The organism is uncultured Roseobacter sp. (assembly GCF_947493125.1).
Classification (GTDB): domain Bacteria; phylum Pseudomonadota; class Alphaproteobacteria; order Rhodobacterales; family Rhodobacteraceae; genus Roseobacter.
Map to the genome: position 1 here is coordinate 188294 of NZ_CANLQB010000009.1, position 15759 is coordinate 204052.

At 59.9% G+C, this 15759-nt stretch carries 17 protein-coding genes and 1 tRNA gene; 6 read left to right on the forward strand and 12 right to left on the reverse strand.

What is annotated here, in order from left to right; all coding sequences use genetic code 11:
* Window positions 1-68: 68 nt before the first annotated feature.
* From argB to ttcA, 6 genes are all read right to left on the reverse strand, one after another.
* Window positions 69-932 (reverse strand): acetylglutamate kinase, encoded by an 864-nt coding sequence (gene argB / locus Q1A71_RS19510; RefSeq protein WP_299680490.1) that lies wholly within the window; start codon window positions 930-932, stop codon window positions 69-71.
* 59 nt (window positions 933-991) lie between these two features.
* Window positions 992-1645: a ribosome biogenesis GTP-binding protein YihA/YsxC gene (gene yihA, locus Q1A71_RS19515; RefSeq protein ID WP_299680493.1), complete on the reverse strand. Its 654-nt coding sequence runs from the start codon at window positions 1643-1645 to the stop codon at window positions 992-994.
* The gene (locus Q1A71_RS19520) at window positions 1642-2373 is read right to left on the reverse strand and encodes an MOSC N-terminal beta barrel domain-containing protein (RefSeq protein ID WP_299680496.1); all 732 of its coding nucleotides are present in this window, start codon (window positions 2371-2373) and stop codon (window positions 1642-1644) included. The genes yihA and Q1A71_RS19520 overlap by 4 nt, the downstream gene beginning before the upstream one ends.
* Window positions 2370-4193, reverse strand: coding sequence for a membrane protein insertase YidC (gene yidC, locus Q1A71_RS19525; protein WP_299680500.1), 1824 nt, complete (start codon window positions 4191-4193; stop codon window positions 2370-2372). Before yidC ends, Q1A71_RS19520 begins: the two co-directional genes overlap by 4 nt.
* A 157-nt stretch (window positions 4194-4350) precedes the next feature.
* Window positions 4351-5895, reverse strand: a complete 1545-nt coding sequence (locus Q1A71_RS19530) for a GGDEF domain-containing phosphodiesterase (RefSeq protein WP_299680503.1) — start codon at window positions 5893-5895, stop codon at window positions 4351-4353.
* A gap of 116 nt (window positions 5896-6011) precedes the next feature.
* A complete protein-coding gene (ttcA, locus tag Q1A71_RS19535; RefSeq protein WP_299680506.1) occupies window positions 6012-6836 on the reverse strand; it encodes a tRNA 2-thiocytidine(32) synthetase TtcA in 825 nt (274 codons plus the stop codon).
* Window positions 6837-6931: 95 nt separating this feature from the next.
* Between ttcA and Q1A71_RS19540 the strand changes: the two genes are divergently transcribed.
* Complete coding sequence (locus Q1A71_RS19540) at window positions 6932-7462, forward strand: DUF3833 domain-containing protein (protein ID WP_299680509.1); 531 nt, start codon at window positions 6932-6934, stop codon at window positions 7460-7462.
* Between the two features lies 1 nt (window position 7463).
* On the opposite strand, the gene yidD is transcribed toward Q1A71_RS19540, so the two are convergent.
* The 3 genes from yidD to rpmH are packed head-to-tail and all read right to left on the reverse strand — an operon-like array spanning window position 7464 to window position 8279.
* Window positions 7464-7706 carry a membrane protein insertion efficiency factor YidD gene (gene yidD / locus Q1A71_RS19545; RefSeq protein WP_299680511.1) on the reverse strand — a complete coding sequence of 81 codons (243 nt, stop codon included), beginning with the start codon at window positions 7704-7706 and terminating at the stop codon, window positions 7464-7466.
* Window positions 7703-8116 carry a ribonuclease P protein component gene (rnpA, locus tag Q1A71_RS19550; protein WP_299680514.1) on the reverse strand — a complete coding sequence of 138 codons (414 nt, stop codon included), beginning with the start codon at window positions 8114-8116 and terminating at the stop codon, window positions 7703-7705. Before rnpA ends, yidD begins: the two co-directional genes overlap by 4 nt.
* 28 nt (window positions 8117-8144) lie before the next feature.
* Window positions 8145-8279: a 50S ribosomal protein L34 gene (rpmH, locus tag Q1A71_RS19555; protein ID WP_037911188.1), complete on the reverse strand. Its 135-nt coding sequence runs from the start codon at window positions 8277-8279 to the stop codon at window positions 8145-8147.
* A 322-nt stretch (window positions 8280-8601) separates the two neighbouring features.
* Between rpmH and Q1A71_RS19560 the strand changes: the two genes are divergently transcribed.
* The 4 genes from Q1A71_RS19560 to Q1A71_RS19575 all read left to right on the forward strand — a co-directional run bounded on the left by Q1A71_RS19560 (window position 8602) and on the right by Q1A71_RS19575 (window position 12378).
* The gene (locus Q1A71_RS19560; RefSeq protein WP_299680629.1) at window positions 8602-9348 is read left to right on the forward strand and encodes a VTT domain-containing protein; all 747 of its coding nucleotides are present in this window, start codon (window positions 8602-8604) and stop codon (window positions 9346-9348) included.
* A gap of 3 nt (window positions 9349-9351) precedes the next feature.
* On the forward strand, window positions 9352-10770 hold the full coding sequence (locus Q1A71_RS19565) for an FAD-dependent oxidoreductase (RefSeq protein ID WP_299680518.1): 1419 nt from the start codon (window positions 9352-9354) through the stop codon (window positions 10768-10770).
* A gap of 13 nt (window positions 10771-10783) precedes the next feature.
* A complete protein-coding gene (locus Q1A71_RS19570) occupies window positions 10784-12211 on the forward strand; it encodes a HAMP domain-containing sensor histidine kinase (protein ID WP_299680632.1) in 1428 nt (475 codons plus the stop codon).
* Between the two features lie 90 nt (window positions 12212-12301).
* Window positions 12302-12378 (forward strand) — tRNA-Arg (locus tag Q1A71_RS19575).
* Here the strand turns inward: Q1A71_RS19575 and Q1A71_RS19580 are convergent.
* The 3 genes from Q1A71_RS19580 to Q1A71_RS19590 all read right to left on the reverse strand — a co-directional run bounded on the left by Q1A71_RS19580 (window position 12341) and on the right by Q1A71_RS19590 (window position 15118).
* Window positions 12341-13927, reverse strand: coding sequence for a recombinase family protein (locus Q1A71_RS19580; RefSeq protein ID WP_299680521.1), 1587 nt, complete (start codon window positions 13925-13927; stop codon window positions 12341-12343). The genes Q1A71_RS19575 and Q1A71_RS19580 overlap by 38 nt on opposite strands.
* Window positions 13924-14238 carry a hypothetical protein gene (locus tag Q1A71_RS19585; RefSeq protein ID WP_299680524.1) on the reverse strand — a complete coding sequence of 105 codons (315 nt, stop codon included), beginning with the start codon at window positions 14236-14238 and terminating at the stop codon, window positions 13924-13926. The genes Q1A71_RS19580 and Q1A71_RS19585 overlap by 4 nt, the downstream gene beginning before the upstream one ends.
* Before the next feature lie 247 nt (window positions 14239-14485).
* Window positions 14486-15118 carry a hypothetical protein gene (locus tag Q1A71_RS19590; RefSeq protein ID WP_299680527.1) on the reverse strand — a complete coding sequence of 211 codons (633 nt, stop codon included), beginning with the start codon at window positions 15116-15118 and terminating at the stop codon, window positions 14486-14488.
* A gap of 218 nt (window positions 15119-15336) precedes the next feature.
* Between Q1A71_RS19590 and Q1A71_RS19595 the strand changes: the two genes are divergently transcribed.
* Entirely contained in the window at window positions 15337-15732 is a 396-nt protein-coding gene (locus Q1A71_RS19595; protein ID WP_299680530.1) for a hypothetical protein, read from the forward strand.
* Window positions 15733-15759: the final 27 nt, after the last annotated feature.

Consider the following 15759-nt stretch of genomic DNA (forward strand, 5'->3'; position numbering starts at 1 on the left):
ATATATTTATGCCAGACCGGGCCGCAGACCAAGCGACAGCATGACACATCTGCGTCAGCGCAGCTTAGTCAGTCGGCGCGGATGATGGAGCCCGCGCCATGCTCGGTAAAGAGCTCCAGCAGGCAGGCATTGGGCGCGCGGCCATCGAGGATCACCGCCGCCCGGACGCCGCCTTCGATGGCCGTCAACGCGGTCTCGGTCTTGGGGATCATGCCGCCTGCTATGACGCCCTCTTCGGTCAGGCTGCGGATTTGCGTGGCACTCAGCTCGGTCACCACCGCGCCCTCGGCGTTCTTGACCCCTGCCACATCGGTGAGAAGCAAAAGCCGGTCGGCTTTCAGGGCCGCAGCAACTGCCCCCGCGGCGGTGTCACCATTGATGTTGAAGGTCTCGCCCTCCGCGCCTGCGCCGAGCGGCGCGATCACGGGGATGTATTCCTTCTCCGCCAGATCGCGCAGCACGCGCGGGTTGACCGCTTGAGGCGTGCCCACAAAGCCCAGATCAACATCGGTGGGCGCGCAGGTGATCAGATGCGCGTCTTTGCCCGAGAGGCCGACAGCGCGCCCGCCTTGGCGGTTGATCGCCTGCACGATGCGCTTGTTCACGAGGCCTGCAAGCACCATCTCGACCACCTCCATGGTGGCGGCATCGGTGACGCGCTTGCCGTTCTTGAATTCGGAGGTGATCTGGAGCTTGTCGAGCATTGCATTGATCATCGGCCCGCCGCCATGCACGATTACCGGGTTGACCCCGACCTGCCGCATCAGCACCACGTCTCGGGCGAAGTCTTCCATCGCGGCATCGCTGCCCATGGCGTGACCGCCGAGCTTGATCACCACGGTCGCGCCCGCATAGCGCTGCAGGTAGGGCAGGGCCTTGTTCAGCGTGCTTGCGGTTGCAATCCAGTCGCGGTTCATGTCTTGGGTCTTCATCTTTGCACCATCCGTCGAGGCGTTATGATGCGCAGCGCGGCGCTGCGCAAGGGCGCGGGCTATTCGAGTGTGGCGATGATGGCGCGCAGGGTTGGGATGCCCCAGCCCTTTTCGCTCGAGGTTACGACGATCTCGGGGTAGGCGGCGGGGTGTTTGGCAAGGGCCGCGCGCACCTGGTCGAGGATTTTTGTGCGCTCTTTTTCCTTCACCTTGTCAGCCTTGGTCAGCACCACCTGAAAGGTGACCGCTGCACTGTCGAGCAGGCTCAGGATCTCTTCATCGACCTTCTTCACCCCATGGCGCGCGTCGATCAGCACGAAGGCGCGGCGGAGGGTTTGGCGGCCCGAGAGGTACTGCTTGAGCAGGCGTTGCCATTTCTCGACCACCGGGACTGGCGCGTTGGCAAAGCCGTAGCCGGGTAGATCGACGAGGTAATGCGCGTCACCGGCGGTGAAGAAGTTGATTTCCTGCGTCCGTCCCGGTGTATTGGAGGCGCGGGCAAGGCCTTTGCGACCTGTGAGCGCGTTTATCAATGAGGATTTTCCGACGTTGGAGCGGCCCGCAAAGCAGACCTCGAGCCGGTCGGGCGCGGGCAGGCCGGACATGGCGACCACGCCCTTTACGAACTCAGTCTCGCCGGCAAAGAGCAGCCGCCCCTGTTCAAGCGTTTGAGGGTTGGGCTCTTCAGAGATTGGGAAGGGCAGGGTGCTCATCCCAGCGCGTCGCCGATGCGGGCCGTTCCTGCTGTCTTGACCTTGAAGTAGACGCCGAAGTTGCGTGTGTCCCAACCGTCTTCGAGAAGGCGCAGCATGCCGATGTCGCGGGCGCCATTGGCCGGGTTGGCGTCGGGCGCGCGGCAGCGTTCGATGGGCTCCACGGGGCTGAGCGTGGCGGTGCCGAGGATGATGGCGCGCTGGAGCAGGTCGATCTCTTCCCATGGCGCAAGCCCGTCGAGCCAGAGGTTGATGCGGAAGCGGCGCATGTCGATGTCGACCCCCGCCTTCTGGCTCAGCGCGCGCAGAGAGGCGAGATTGCCGATGGAGACAGATGAATACTCCACATCGGTCATGCCCTGTACGGGCGCCTTGACCAGGCGCGCGGGGCCGGGACGGTTTTCGGGCCAGAGATCCCCGATCCACGCGCCAAGCGCTTGCCCGTCTGTTTCAGGCTTCATCTCCAGCGGCTCCCGTTCCGGGTGGGTCAAGCGAATGCCCTGGGCCGTCGTCTCCGCCGTGAGGGCTGCCAGCCGGGGGCCGGAGGCCACTTGCAAGAAGTTGCGGCGCGGTTGCCAGAGGTCCGTATCTTCAGCCTCGGTATTCAAAAGTGCCCAATGCCGATCCCCCACCACAGCCTGGTCGGGATCAAGCTCAACGGACTGGATCGCCTCGCTGCCCAGGCCCTTGAGCGGGTGGCGCCAGATATGCGCCAGGGTGGCTGTCATTTCTCGGCATCCTCGCCGGCCTTGCGTTTGAAGCTGCCCTTGATGTTGCCGAAGACGTCGGGCGTGTAGCCCTGGCTGCGCATGATCAAATATTGCTGTGCAAAAGTGATCGTGTTGTTCGCAATCCAGTAGACGACGAGGCCGCTGGCGAAGCTGCCGAGCATGAACATGAAGACCCAGGGCATCCAAGCAAAGATCATCTGCTGCGTGGGGTCGGTGGGCGCCGGGTTCAGCTTTTGCTGCAGCCACATGGAGATGCCCAACAGCAGCGGCAGGATGCCGATGAAGATCAGCGCCAGGATCGAGGTGGGTTCCGGGCCTTCGAAGGGCAGGAGGCCGAAGAGGTTCATGATCGAGGTCGGATCGGGCGCGCTGAGGTCCTGGAACGGGCCGAAGAAGGGCGCGTGACGCAGCTCGATCGTGACGAAGATCACCTTGTAGAGCGAGAAGAAGATCGGGATCTGCAGCAGGATCGGCAGGCACCCGGCGGCCGGGTTCACCTTCTCGCGCTTGTAGAGCTCCATCATGCCTTGCTGCATTTTCTGGCGATCGTCGCCAGCCTCCTCCTTGAGCTTCTCCATCTGCGGCTGCAACTCTTTCATCTTGGCCATGGAGACGTAGGACTTATAGGCCAGCGGGAAGAGGATGGCCTTGATAATCAGCGTGAGCCCGATGATGGCCCAGCCCATATTGCCGATGAGCAGGTTAAGCTCATGCAGCAACCAGAAAATCGGCTTGGTCAGGAAGAAGAACCAACCCCAGTCGATGCTGTCGATGAAGCCTTCCACGCCAGCGGACTGGTAGTTGCGGATCGCCTCCCATTCCTTTGCACCGGCGAAGAGCTGGCTGGTCACGGTGACCGAGGTGCCGGGGGCGACGGTCTGGGTCGGCATGACGGTTTCGGCCTGGTAGATGTCGCGACGCTCGTCGTATTTGGCGACGGATTTGAAGGCGCTGCCGGGCGCCGGGATCAGCGTGGACATCCAGAAGTGATCGGTGAAACCGATCCAACCGTTCTGCGTCACTTGTGTCACTTCGGCGCGCGCACGTTCGCGCTCCGAAAACTCGAAGTCCGGCATGTCGGACCAGTCGGTTTCGGTCAACTCGCCGTCTGCCATTGCGACAACGCCTTCGTGCAGGATGAAGAAGTTGCGCAGATCAGAGGGTTCGCCGTGGCGTGCCAGCACGCCGTAAGGGGCCACAGTCACCGGGGCGTCGCCGGTATTGGCGACGGATTGGGTGATCGTGAAGAGGTAATCCTCATCAATTTCGATGGTGCGGGTGAATGTCTGGCCGGCGCCATTGTCCCAACTGAGCGTGACGGGGCTATCGACGCCAAGCGCGTCTCCTTGCGCAACGCTCCAAAGGGTGTTCGGGCCGGGAACGGATGCGGGGTCTAGCCCGCCGCCGGGCGCCCAGCCGTAGAGGGCATAATAGGCGTCGGGTGTGCCGACGGGCGACAGCATTTTGACAATTTCGGCGTCCGGGTCTTGCGTGACGCGGTAATCGTTGAGCGAGAGATCGTCGATGCGCCCGCCGAGCAAGGAGATCGAGCCGCTGACACGGTCCGTCATCACCGGGATGCGCGGTGCGTCGACCAGGGCGTCTTCGCGGGTGTCTGTCTCTGGAGCAACCTGCCGGTCGGCGGGCGTGGCGGGAACCGTGGCTGTGCCATCGCTTTCGATCTGTGTGGACTGAGCGGGCGGCAGGCTGTCGAGTTGCGTGTCCGGTTCGGGGGGCGGGAACAGAATGAACCACACCAGAATCACAAGGAAACTGAGGGCTGTTGCAAGAATGAGGTTCTTGTTCTGATCGTCCATCTGGGACAGCCACCTGATGTCATTGATATCAGCGTGGGTTCAACAGAGTGCAAGACCAAAGGTCAAGCGGAATCGCCCTTTTTTCATTGTTTTTGGGGAGAGACGGCCGTTGATCGAACTTGGTTCTGCGCCACACCGGAAAGGTCGAAGGGAGAGGCTAGCCTGTGCGGTTTCCGAGGATGCGCGGCATGTCCTGAAGCTTTGCATTGTGCCGGATGATCCAGTCTTGCGTCTCTTCAAAAGGCATAGGTTTTGCAATGCCGAACCCTTGTACGTGGTCACAGCCCAATTGGGCCAGAAGCGCATGCTCCCCAACCGTTTCAACCCCTTCCGCGAGGGTTTCGACCCCAAGTCGTTCCGCCATGGTGAGGATTGCGCTGATCATGCGCTGCTGGTCGGGATCGCGATCCGCTTTCATGACGAAGGACCGGTCGATCTTGATCCGGCTGACCGAGAAGCGCCGGATTGACGCGATGGAGGCGTGGCCGGTTCCGAAGTCGTCCAGGTCAATCCGACAGCCCAACTGTCCCAAGCCGTTGATGTTGCGCGTGATGATGTCATCGGGCGCGCGTGCCACGACGGTTTCGAGAACTTCAACTGCGAGGCGCTCCGGCGTCAGGTCGAAGCGGTCAAGCTCCCATCTGACCTTGTCAATAAGCCGGGGGTTCTTCAACTCCGGCCCCGCGAAGTTCACGCCGATCTGCGGAACGCTCACGCCAGCCTCGTCCCAGGCCCTCAGCGCGGCGAAGGCATGATACATCATCACTTCGGCGAGCCGTTCGAGCATGTCCGACTGTTCGATGGCCGGCAGGAAGTCCGCGGGGGAAATCATACCGCGGTCCGGATGCTCCCAGCGGGCGAGCGCCTCAAAACCGGTCACCAGGCCCGTATCGGTCGAGATCTGCGGCTGGAACCAGGGGCGGATGTGACCGGCCTCCAGCGCATTGGCTACTTCCTGGCGCAACTCAGCCCGCGTTTCGCTCCGGCGCTTCATCTCGTTGGAGTAAGCGCGAATGGCGTTTGGCCCGTGGGCCTGCGCTTCACGCAGAGCCGTGCGGGCGGCGTCAAGCCAGGCCATGGAGGATTGGTTGATCACATGGCTGTGCTGACAAAAGCCTACGGAACTGGTCAGATAAACCGAGGTGCCATCAATCGAAATCGGCTCTTCCAATGCCGCTTGCAACCGCCCTGCGAGTTGAATGCACAGCTCCAGATCCAGCTGGCGCACTGGTTTGAGGCACGCGGTGAATTTGTAGTCGCCCGTCTTGGCCACCAGATCCCCTTCACGCAGGGCGGCGAAGATACGTTCGCCCACACGCGCAACAATTGTCTCTGTGGCTGCGTGGCCCAATCTGTCAGGGAATTCCGTTCCTTCATCTATTTCAATTTTGAAAATTGCGGAGGACAGCGCGCCTTCGCGTGCTTCCTTGAAGCGCTCTGCAACGAGGGTGTCGAAGAGAGCCGTGTCGGTCAGACCATGCTGCAGCGCCGTGGCTTGGTCCGTATTGATGCCGCCCGGACCGAAGGTGAGCAGGTAGATCAAGGGCATGATGGCGGCGACGGTGATCAGCGCGCTGTCACCGCCCATCCAGTAAACCGCCAGCGACACGGCGGGCAAGCAGGCCAGTGCGGCAGGCCGGGTCAGAAACTCGGCCACGACGGACCGCGCGCGCGTCGTCTTTTCCCCAAAGAGCCCTGACATCATGCTTCCTTTTCAGACCGATGTTCGTCCAACATCAGCTGCAGGCTAGCGCGGGAGCTCTCACCTGCTCGTTAACATCGAAGCGGTTAATGCGCAGGGATTTTATAAAACTCTTTCTATCTTAGGCCGAGACCGGCGAAATCGAAGAGCTTTGGATCGAGCAGATGCGAGGGGCGTGCGTTCATCAGCGCGCGGAACATCACCTGGCGGCGGCCGGGGCTGTTTTTCTCCCAACCATCGAGGATGGCCTTGACCTGTTGGCGTTGCAAACCGTCCTGGCTGCCGCAGAGATCGCAGGGAATGATGGGGTAGCTCATGGCCCGCGCAAACTTGTCGCAATCCGCTTCGGCCACATGGGCGAGGGGTCGGTAGACAAAGACATCTCCCTCCTCGTTCACCAGCTTTGGCGGCATCGTCGCAAGACGGCCTCCGTGGAAGAGGTTCATGAAGAAGGTCTCGAGGATGTCGTCGCGGTGATGACCAAGCACCACCGCGCTGCAGCCTTCCTCACGCGCAATGCGGTAAAGATGACCGCGGCGCAGGCGCGAGCAGAGCGCGCAGAAGGTACGGCCTTGCGGGATCTTGTCCATCACCACGGAATAGGTGTCCTGATATTCGATCCGGTGAGGCACCCCCATCTTTTCCAGAAACTCCGGCAGGACGGTGGCAGGAAAGCCCGGTTGGCCCTGATCGAGGTTGCAGGCCAGCAGATCGACTGGCAACAGGCCCCGCCATTTCAACTCGTACAGCACGGCCAGCAGCGTATAGCTGTCCTTGCCGCCCGAGAGGCACACGAGCCAGCGCGCGCCGGGTTCGATCATCCCGTATTGCTCGACCGCCTCGCGGGTGGCGCGTACGATGCGTTTGCGCAGCTTCTTGAATTCCGTCGTGGACGGCGCACCGGCAAAGAGCGGGTGAATATCCTCGGGTGTGTCGAACATGGGGGGTCCCGGTCTACGTTTGCATCTCTATACCGCCAATGCGGGTGAACCAAAAGCGGGCGCGCGACGTAAAATGAACAGACAGGGAGAGCGTCATGATCCGCATGTTCTGTGTTCTAGGTTGTGTTTTTGTCCTCGCAGGATGCGTGGGCAAACCGTCGCTGGACGATGAGACACTCTCGGCCCGAGAGTTGAACCTTGAGGAGTTCTTCGACGGGCGGGTGATGGCTTTTGGGCAGTTTCAGGATGTGTTCGGGACCGTGCGGCGGCGGTTTGACATTGAAATCGAAGGCACGTGGGACGGCGAGACGCTGCGGCTGGTGGAAGATTTCGTCTATGAGGACGGTAGCATCGAGCAGCGCATCTGGACGTTGCAGAAGACCGGGCCGGAGACGTGGCGTGGCACCGCGCCCGGGGTGATCGGCGAGGCAACCGGCGAGGAGCGGGGCGATACATTCAACTGGCAGTATGAGATCGACCTGACGGTGCCGGATGGCACGCTGCGGGTGACGTTTGACGACTGGATGTGGCTGCTGAGCGAGGATCGGGTGCTGAACCGGGCGTATATGAAGCGGTTTGGTGTGGATATCGGCGAGGTGATCATCACCTTCGAGAAACTGTCCTGACCTATGGGTCGGTCGGGTCTTTTGGATCAGGTACCGGATCATAGCCGCTTTGGCCCCAGGGATGGCAGCGGCCGATGCGGCGCAGTGTGAGCCAGGCGCCTTTCGCGGCGCCATGCTTGTCCAGAGCTTCGAGCGCATAGGCGCTGCAGGTGGGTTGGTAGCGGCAATTGTGACCGACCCAGGGGCTGAAGAGCAGGCGGTAGGCGCGGACCGGTAGAGCGACAAGATGGGCGAGGGGGCTCATGGCCGGCGCGCGTGCAGGCGCTGCACCGCGGTCTGTAAGTCTGCCACGAGCTGTGCGAAGGGCAGGGTGGCGGTGGCGTTCTTCCGCCCGATCAGCACATAGTCCACCCCGTCGCGGCCATATCGGAGCAGGACGTGACGGGCCGCCTCGCGCAGCCGACGCTTGGCCCGGTTGCGGGCGATGGCATTGCCGACCTTCTTGGAGCAGGTGTAGCCCACGCGGATGCCCGCAGGCTCATCCGGGCCGCGCGTGCGCATCTGCAGGATAAAGCCCGGCATGGCGACGCGCGGGGCGCGGGAGGCGCGCTGGAAATCGGCGCGTTTCGTCATGGTCTGCAAACGTAAAGACGCCGCCGGAGGCGGGTCTCCCCCGGCGGTCGCACGGGTCGGAGAAGCCTGCGGCGGCGTCATGTCATTTACCGGTGCCAAAGGCGCGGGCTTACGCGCTCAGCGACTTCCGGCCCTGGGCGCGACGCGCATTGATGATCTTGCGGCCCGCTTTGGTGGCCATGCGCGCACGGAACCCATGGCGCCGCTTGCGCACGAGGTTGGAAGGTTGGTAGGTGCGTTTCATCGCTCCGTCTCCATGTCTGCTGTCCAGCGGCGCGGAATCGGATCGGCCCCCGGATGTCATTCGAAACCCGTGCTCTAAAGCGGTCTGGACCCCAAGTCAAACCCTGTGCACGGCAATCTGCGCTAATATTGCAATATTTTCGCGCAATTCGGCGTAAGCCGACGTCAACTTGTTTCAGTTACGTGGGGTCGCGGCGGTTTTGGCGCTGCAAACCGTCACGCCGGATCAAGCGCCCGTGATGGGGCTATCGCCAGCGCCCGTAAGCCGTCATCTACCAATTGAATTGAAACACGCGCTCTGAGAGGACAGTGTAATGTCAGACATGACCGACCATCCCAAATCCGGGGCCGAGCCTGCGCCCAAGTCGGGCCTGATGCGGCATCTGCCGCTGATCGTCATCCTCGGGGTTGCGGTGGTGGGGGCGATCACCCTGAAAGACTACATCAGCTTTGACGCCCTGCGCGACAACCGCGAGGCGCTGATCGCCTTCCGGGACGCGAATTTTGTCATGACCGTGCTGGCGTTTCTGATCTCCTACATCGTGATTGTGGCGTTCTCGCTGCCCGGTGCGCTGGTGGCGACGCTCACGGGCGGGTTCCTCTTTGGCACCTTCGGTGGATCCGCCTTGAGCGTGACGGCGGCCACCATCGGCGCCACGGTGATCTTCCTCGCCGCGCGATATGGTTTGGGCGAGAAGCTGAAAGCGCGCATGGATGCCTCGCAGGGCACCGTGCGCAAGATCAAGGAAGGGATCGACGAGAACCAGTGGTCGATGCTGTTTTTTCTGCGCCTCGTACCGGTTGTGCCGTTCTTCGTGGCCAATCTGGTGCCTGCGTTTCTGGCCGTGCCGCTGCACCGCTATATGATTTCGACATTCCTTGGGATCATTCCCGGCTCGCTGGTGTATTCTTCCGTTGGCGCGGGCCTCGGCACAGTGTTTGAGCGTGGCGAGAGCCCGAACCTCGGGATCATCTTCGAGCCGCATATCCTGCTGCCGATCCTCGGGCTCAGCCTGCTGTCGGTGCTGCCGGTGATCATCAAGGCCGTGACCGGCAAGAAAGGGCTCTGAGCCATGACGCGGATCAAGACGGATGTGCTGGTCATCGGCGCCGGCTCTGGTGGGCTGTCTGTTGCGGCGGGGGCTGTGCAGATGGGCGCGGACGTGGTGCTGCTGGAAGGCCACAAGATGGGTGGCGATTGCCTGAACTATGGCTGTGTGCCCTCCAAGGCGCTGATCGCCAGTGGCAAGGTGGCCTATGCACAGCGTCATTCGGTGCAATATGGTGTGGCGGACGCCCCCGGTGCCGCAGACTATGCAGCAGCGAAGGATCATGTGGCGGATGTGATCGCGCAGATCGAACCGGTCGATAGCCAGGAGCGGTTCGAAGGGCTTGGGGTGAAGGTCATTCGGGAGTTTGGCCATTTCATCTCGCCCACCGAAGTGCAGGCTGGGGATACGGTGATCACCGCACGGCGCATCGTGATCGCCACCGGGTCTGCGCCGCTTGTGCCGCCCATCCCCGGGCTCGACAGCGTGCCCTATGAGACCAATGAGACCCTCTTCAATCTGCGGGAACCGCCGGAGCACTTGCTCATCATCGGTGGTGGCCCCATCGGCATGGAAATGGCGCAGGCGCATGTGAGGTTGGGCAGCAAGGTCACGGTGATTGAAGGCGCCAAGGCGCTGGGCAAGGACGATCCGGAACTAGCCGAGTTTGTGCTAGATAGCCTGCGCGACGAAGGCGTGGTGATCGAGGAAGACGCGAAGGCGGCGGAGATCAAGGGCGCGGCGGGTGCCATCGAGGTGGTGACCGAAGATGGACGGTCGATCACCGGCACACATCTGTTGATGGCGGTGGGACGCAAGACCAACATCGAGAAGCTGAACCTTGAAGCCGCGGGGGTGGAGACCACGCGGACGGGAATCAAGGTGGACGACAGCCTGCGCACCACCAACCGCCGTGTCTATGCCATTGGCGATGTGGCGGGTGGGCTGCAGTTCACCCATGTAGCCGGATACCACGCAGGCGTGATCATCCGCTCGATGCTCTTCGCGCTGCCCTCGAAGGCGAAGACCAGCCATATCCCCTGGGCCACCTACACCGATCCGGAGCTGGCGCAGGTGGGCCTGACCGAGGCTCAGGCGAAGGACGCGCATGGCGACGCTGTGGAGGTCGTGCGGTTTCATTACGAGCACAACGACCGCGCGATTGCCGAGCGCAAGACAAAAGGGTTCATCAAGGTGATGGTCGTGAAGGGCCGCCCCGTTGGCGCGTCGATTGTCGGGTATCAGGCGGGCGAGCTCATCAACCTCTGGGCGCTGGCGCTGGCGAACAAGATGAAGATGAGCCAGATTGCAGCGATGGTCGCGCCTTACCCCACCATCGGCGAAATCAACAAGCGTGCCGCCGGGGCCTATTTCAGCCCGCGGCTCTTCGACAGCCCGATGGTTAAACGGGTTGTTGGGCTTGTCCAACGCCTTATCCCGTGAAACGTTGAAGGCCATGTTCAACTCGCTCTCAGGCCGGCTGATTGTTCTCACGATTATCTTCGTGATGATCGCAGAAGTGCTGATTTTCGTGCCGTCCATCGCGCGGTTTCGCGAAGATTACATGATGAACCGGCTGGAGCGGGCGCAGATCGCGTCGCTGGCTCTGCTTGCGGATGACATGATCGACCGGGAGCTCGAGGCGGAGCTCTTGGAGAACGCGGGCGTCTTCAACGTGGTGCTGCGTCGCGATCAGGTGCGGCAACTGATGCTCGCCTCCGACCTGCCGCAACCGATCTCGCAGACCTATGACATGCGAGACAACTCGCCCGTGGTTTTGATCCGCGATGCTCTGACTCGCTTTGTCTCGCCCGAAAACGAGGTGATCCGCGTGATTGGCGCCCCTGTGCGGGATGCCGGGCTGCTGATCGAGATCACCATGGAGACCGCGCCGCTGCGGATGGCCATGATCGACTATGGCATTCGGATCTTGATCCTCTCGGCGGTGATTTCGATTGTGACCGCCTCGCTGCTGTTTGTTGCCATGCGGGCCTTGTTGCTCAAGCCGATCAAGGGTGTCGTTGGGCATATGCAGAACTATGCTGCGGCCCCCGAAGACGCGCGGCGCATCATCACGCCTTCGGCTAGCGTGACTGAGCTGCGCGAAGCGGAAGAGGCGTTGCAGACGCTCGAGACCGATCTGACGCAAGCGCTGCGCCAGAAGGACCGGCTCGCTCAACTGGGCAGTGCCGTGAGCAAGATCAGCCATGATCTGCGCAATATCCTGACCTCGGCGCAGCTCTTCACCGATCGGATAGAAATGAGTGAAGACCCCACCGTCAAACGGATGGCACCAAAGCTCGTGAGCAGCATCACCCGAGCCGTGCACCTTTGCGAGAGCACGCTGGCCTTCGGCAAGGCGGAGGAGCCAAGCCCGACCCTGACGGTGTTGCCTCTGGCCGACCTTGTCGAGGAGGTGATCGACAGCGAGCGGTTGGCTGTGGGCGAGGCCAAGATCAGCTTTGCTTGCGCGGTGCCGTTCGGCATGACGGTCCGTGCCGACCCCGAGCAGCTCTACCGTGTTCTGGCCAACCTCGTTCGCAACGCGCGCCAGGCCCTTGTGACCGCGGGACGTCCAGGAGAAATCAGCGTCGATGGCCGTGAAGACGATGCGGCCTGGTGGATCGAGGTCAGCGATACAGGACCAGGGCTGCCACCCAAGGCAAAGGAACATCTGTTCACACCTTTCCAGGGCGGCGCGCGCAAAGGCGGCTCGGGCCTCGGCCTTGCGATTTCCGCGGAATTGATCCGCGGGCATGGCGGCACGCTCGAACTCGCCGGTACCGGACCAGACGGGACGCAATTCGTGATTTGCCTGCCGAAGGGTGATGGTACTCTGACGCCACAACTGGTCTCGGATGGCGCAGGGAAGGTGGTAGCCTGACGCTTGGAGAATGTCCTGGTGGAGCAGTTTGCTTTTTTGAGGCGATTGGGCTTGCATAAGCTGGCACACAGCACTAAACCGCCCCGCAGTGGACCGATAGCTCAGCTGGATAGAGTACTTGACTACGAATCAAGGGGTCGGGGGTTCGAATCCTCCTCGGTCCGCCATTTTCTCGTTTTGGCCCAACCCCTGAAAAAACCTAAATGGTTCAGATACTTGCGGGGTTCGAACGCCTTCTTTTCGGGAATAGGCCAGACCTTCCAAAAACACGAGACGCAGGACTACACGTTTGGTGATGATGCCGCCTAAGTCATTGTTTTTCCAGAGCTCATAGGGATTGGTCAGGAATTTACATGCGAGTTCGAACGACTCCTCGAATGGGTACTTTTGAGCGTTGCTTTGTTCGATCTGATCTTGGGTCAGAAGCTTTTGCCGTTCCAGCTCGCTGATCTTGTCTTCATAGGCCGAAATGACACGCGGGTTGGAAGCATCCAGGATGCGCTCCAACAGGCTCCCGATCTTCGTTTCAATCTCGCCGAGTTTCCGTTGAAGGGTTTCAGCGGCTTGGTTCACTTGCTCAAGGCGCTGGTTCCAAGCATCTGCAAACATGGCCTTCGCAATCTCAAACACGCCTTTCGCTGGCGTTAGATTTTGCAGCAAGGCCTCAAAGTCGCCTTCCAGTTGGTCACGCCTGATGGACTTACGATAACTCTCACAACCTTTTTGAGCGCACATATAATATGGGTGGCGTTTGCCTGTCTTGGATTTCGACCAGCAAGCCGTGAGTGGATGATCACAATCATCGCACAGGATGAAGCCGCGCAGCGGGAAGTCTTCGCTGATGTCTTTGCGAGCAGGAGCCTTCGCTTTGGCTGCAAGCCGCTCCTGGATTTTTTCAAAGGTTGTGAGCGAGATTAAGCCTTCGTGCCGTCCCTCTCTTAGGGCGACATCCCAGCACTTGGCCTCCAAATATCCCGTATAGGTGACATTGGTGAGCATGTCGTTCACATGCTGGTTGCGGATATGTCCGCCTGACCGGCACTTTGGATAATCCGGTTGGCTTTCCAGAAACCGTTTCACCTCAACCTGGGTCTCAAACCGACCGGACGCAAACCCTTCCAGAGCCTCCTGAATGATCGAGGCGAGCGGCTCGTCCCGCACCAGTACGCGCCCTTCGCCGCGTTTGGTTTCATACCAGTACCCGCGCGGTGGCACGTTCCAGACGTAGTAACCTTTCTCAACGCGCGCTTTCATTTTCTGGATTACCTGACGGCGGTTTTGCTCTCGCTCCAGCTCGCCTTGTGCGGCAAGAATGGTCTCGACGAACGCGCCTTCGGGCGTATCCTCAAAGGTAAAGTTCAGACATTCCACAGTTGCACCGCGTGCCTTGAACTCCTGACGAAGCTTTAGGTGGAAGACGGTATCGCGGGCAAAGCGTTTCAGATCGTCGAATATCACCACGAAGTTTTGGTCCGGGTGCTCATCCAAGTAACGCAGCAGCGACTTCATACCCGGGCGTTTCATGAAGTCACCGCCGCCCGTGAAGTCGTCCGTGAACGCAGCCGCTACTTCATAGCCCTTCGCTGCAGCATACTGACGGCACCGATGTTCCTGGCTTTGCAGACCGCCACCATGCGTCTTTTGCCTTGTATCGCTCACGCGGGCATACAAAAGGGCTGAGACAGAAGTATCTGGAAATTCTTGAGTCAATGTCATTTATGCCCGTCCCTTTCTGCCTCGGTTGCGGCGGTAAACTCTGATGTTGGGTGATGGGAAGAGTTTAGCATATCTGAGCCTGCAGCAGGACTTTCAGGTGCAGCATTTTCAACTTGTCCACAGGCAAGTTGGACGGGATGTACCTGAAACCCCAGATCGACAAAGCCGACAATCACTTGCCACAGCGCTTCGATAAACTGGCGCTTTTGATTTTCATCCATATCCGGCGCATCTAGCATTGCCTGATACTTGTCGACATCGACGTGCAATGAGCGGCTTCGACTCTCCCCAAATTTCAGATCATCATGCATGTTGAGCCTCCTTTCGCTGCAGCATTGCTGCAGCCAACAAAAAAGCGGACGCCGCGCCGGAGGCGCGATCAATCCGCTTGTCGTATGGGTTTATTGTACCACACTTGCCCCCGCACTCACAGAACTTCCTGTGTTGCAACGCAAGGATGAGCCCGGGTTTGAGTGGTATTTCAAGGACATAAGACATGTCCGTTTTTAGCCAGATCAGATGTGAATTTCCGGGGGTCGGGCGGGAAACCTACAGGTGCTAGCGTGCTAATGGCTCTACGCTCAGATCAGCGATGAGCTTATTATAGAGGGCACGGCAAGAACGCTCACCCGGATCGTCAAAGGCCGGAATGTTCTCGCGTACCATCGATTGTTCTCTTGCGCGCTGCACAATCATCGTGTGTTTCCAGCGATCCATCAGAATGTCGGTTTGATCTCGTCCTCGTTCGCCGCCGAACCCGAGGTGATGGTAGAAGGCATGAATGTGATCTGTAAACGCAACGGCGGCTTTTGCTGTGTCTTGATCATCAAAGAGCGCCGCCACCATGCAATGCCGACAAAGGCGGGTTTTACGCCGCCCCTGAACATAATTCGAACGGCAACGCTTATCGAAGTAACACATTGCAACGACACCAAAGACTGCGCCATCGGCAGCTTGGCGTGCCTCCGGCCAGTCATAGGTCAAAAACACATCTCCCGGCGCATGCCAGAGATAGAATGGCGGTCGATAGAGACGCTCTCTGAGGCTCAGGGAGACTGAGACAATCCGTTTTTCCGAGATCCCCGTTTGGGCGGAGATATCTGTTTTGGGCGCGCCGCAGGCAAAGCCCCAGACTAGATTATGGACCTGTTCGTCACTCAGTTTAGTATTCTGGATAAATTCTGAGGACATACGACTTTGCAAACCCCTTCGAATGACACTCCAATGAAATCAATATTTTACGCATGACAGGCGCGTGGCCTGCATCGCAATTGACTTACTTCTGGTCTCTGGGAATTGAAAGGGGCTAGGTGAACTGCCATCCTAAAAGAGGGGCTTCCAAAAAACTCATCTGTGACTAACGCGACAAAAGCGGGGAGTCCGCCTTTGCACGCAAGAAGGAGATGAGGATGTTTAGCGACAAACGAATTTTTGTAGTCCCGGCGAACTGGCAGCTAAGAGATGAAAGCTTCTATCTAGAACGTATATGGCACCCCGCAGCAGCCAAAGGAATATCTAGAGTAATGTGGTTGGATGCGCTGACCCTGATCTATCGCTTTGACGGACGGGTCTTTTTGCAAAGTGGCAAATCGTTCGACATTCCCGAGATCGATGATGTCTTCTGCGATCCTGAGAATCGCTGGATGAGTTACTTTCTGGAAGCAGACAGGACTGGCAAACGTCCCAAGCGCTATTGCCGTGTTCTCTCGAAGTTAAGACTAATCAGCCTCTACTGCGACATAGTCGAAAAGCTCTCAGTTGGCTCAATCCAAACTCCTCAGGTGACCTCCAAACAAGGTCATTGATCTTGGAGCAAACAAAAACGAGATGAG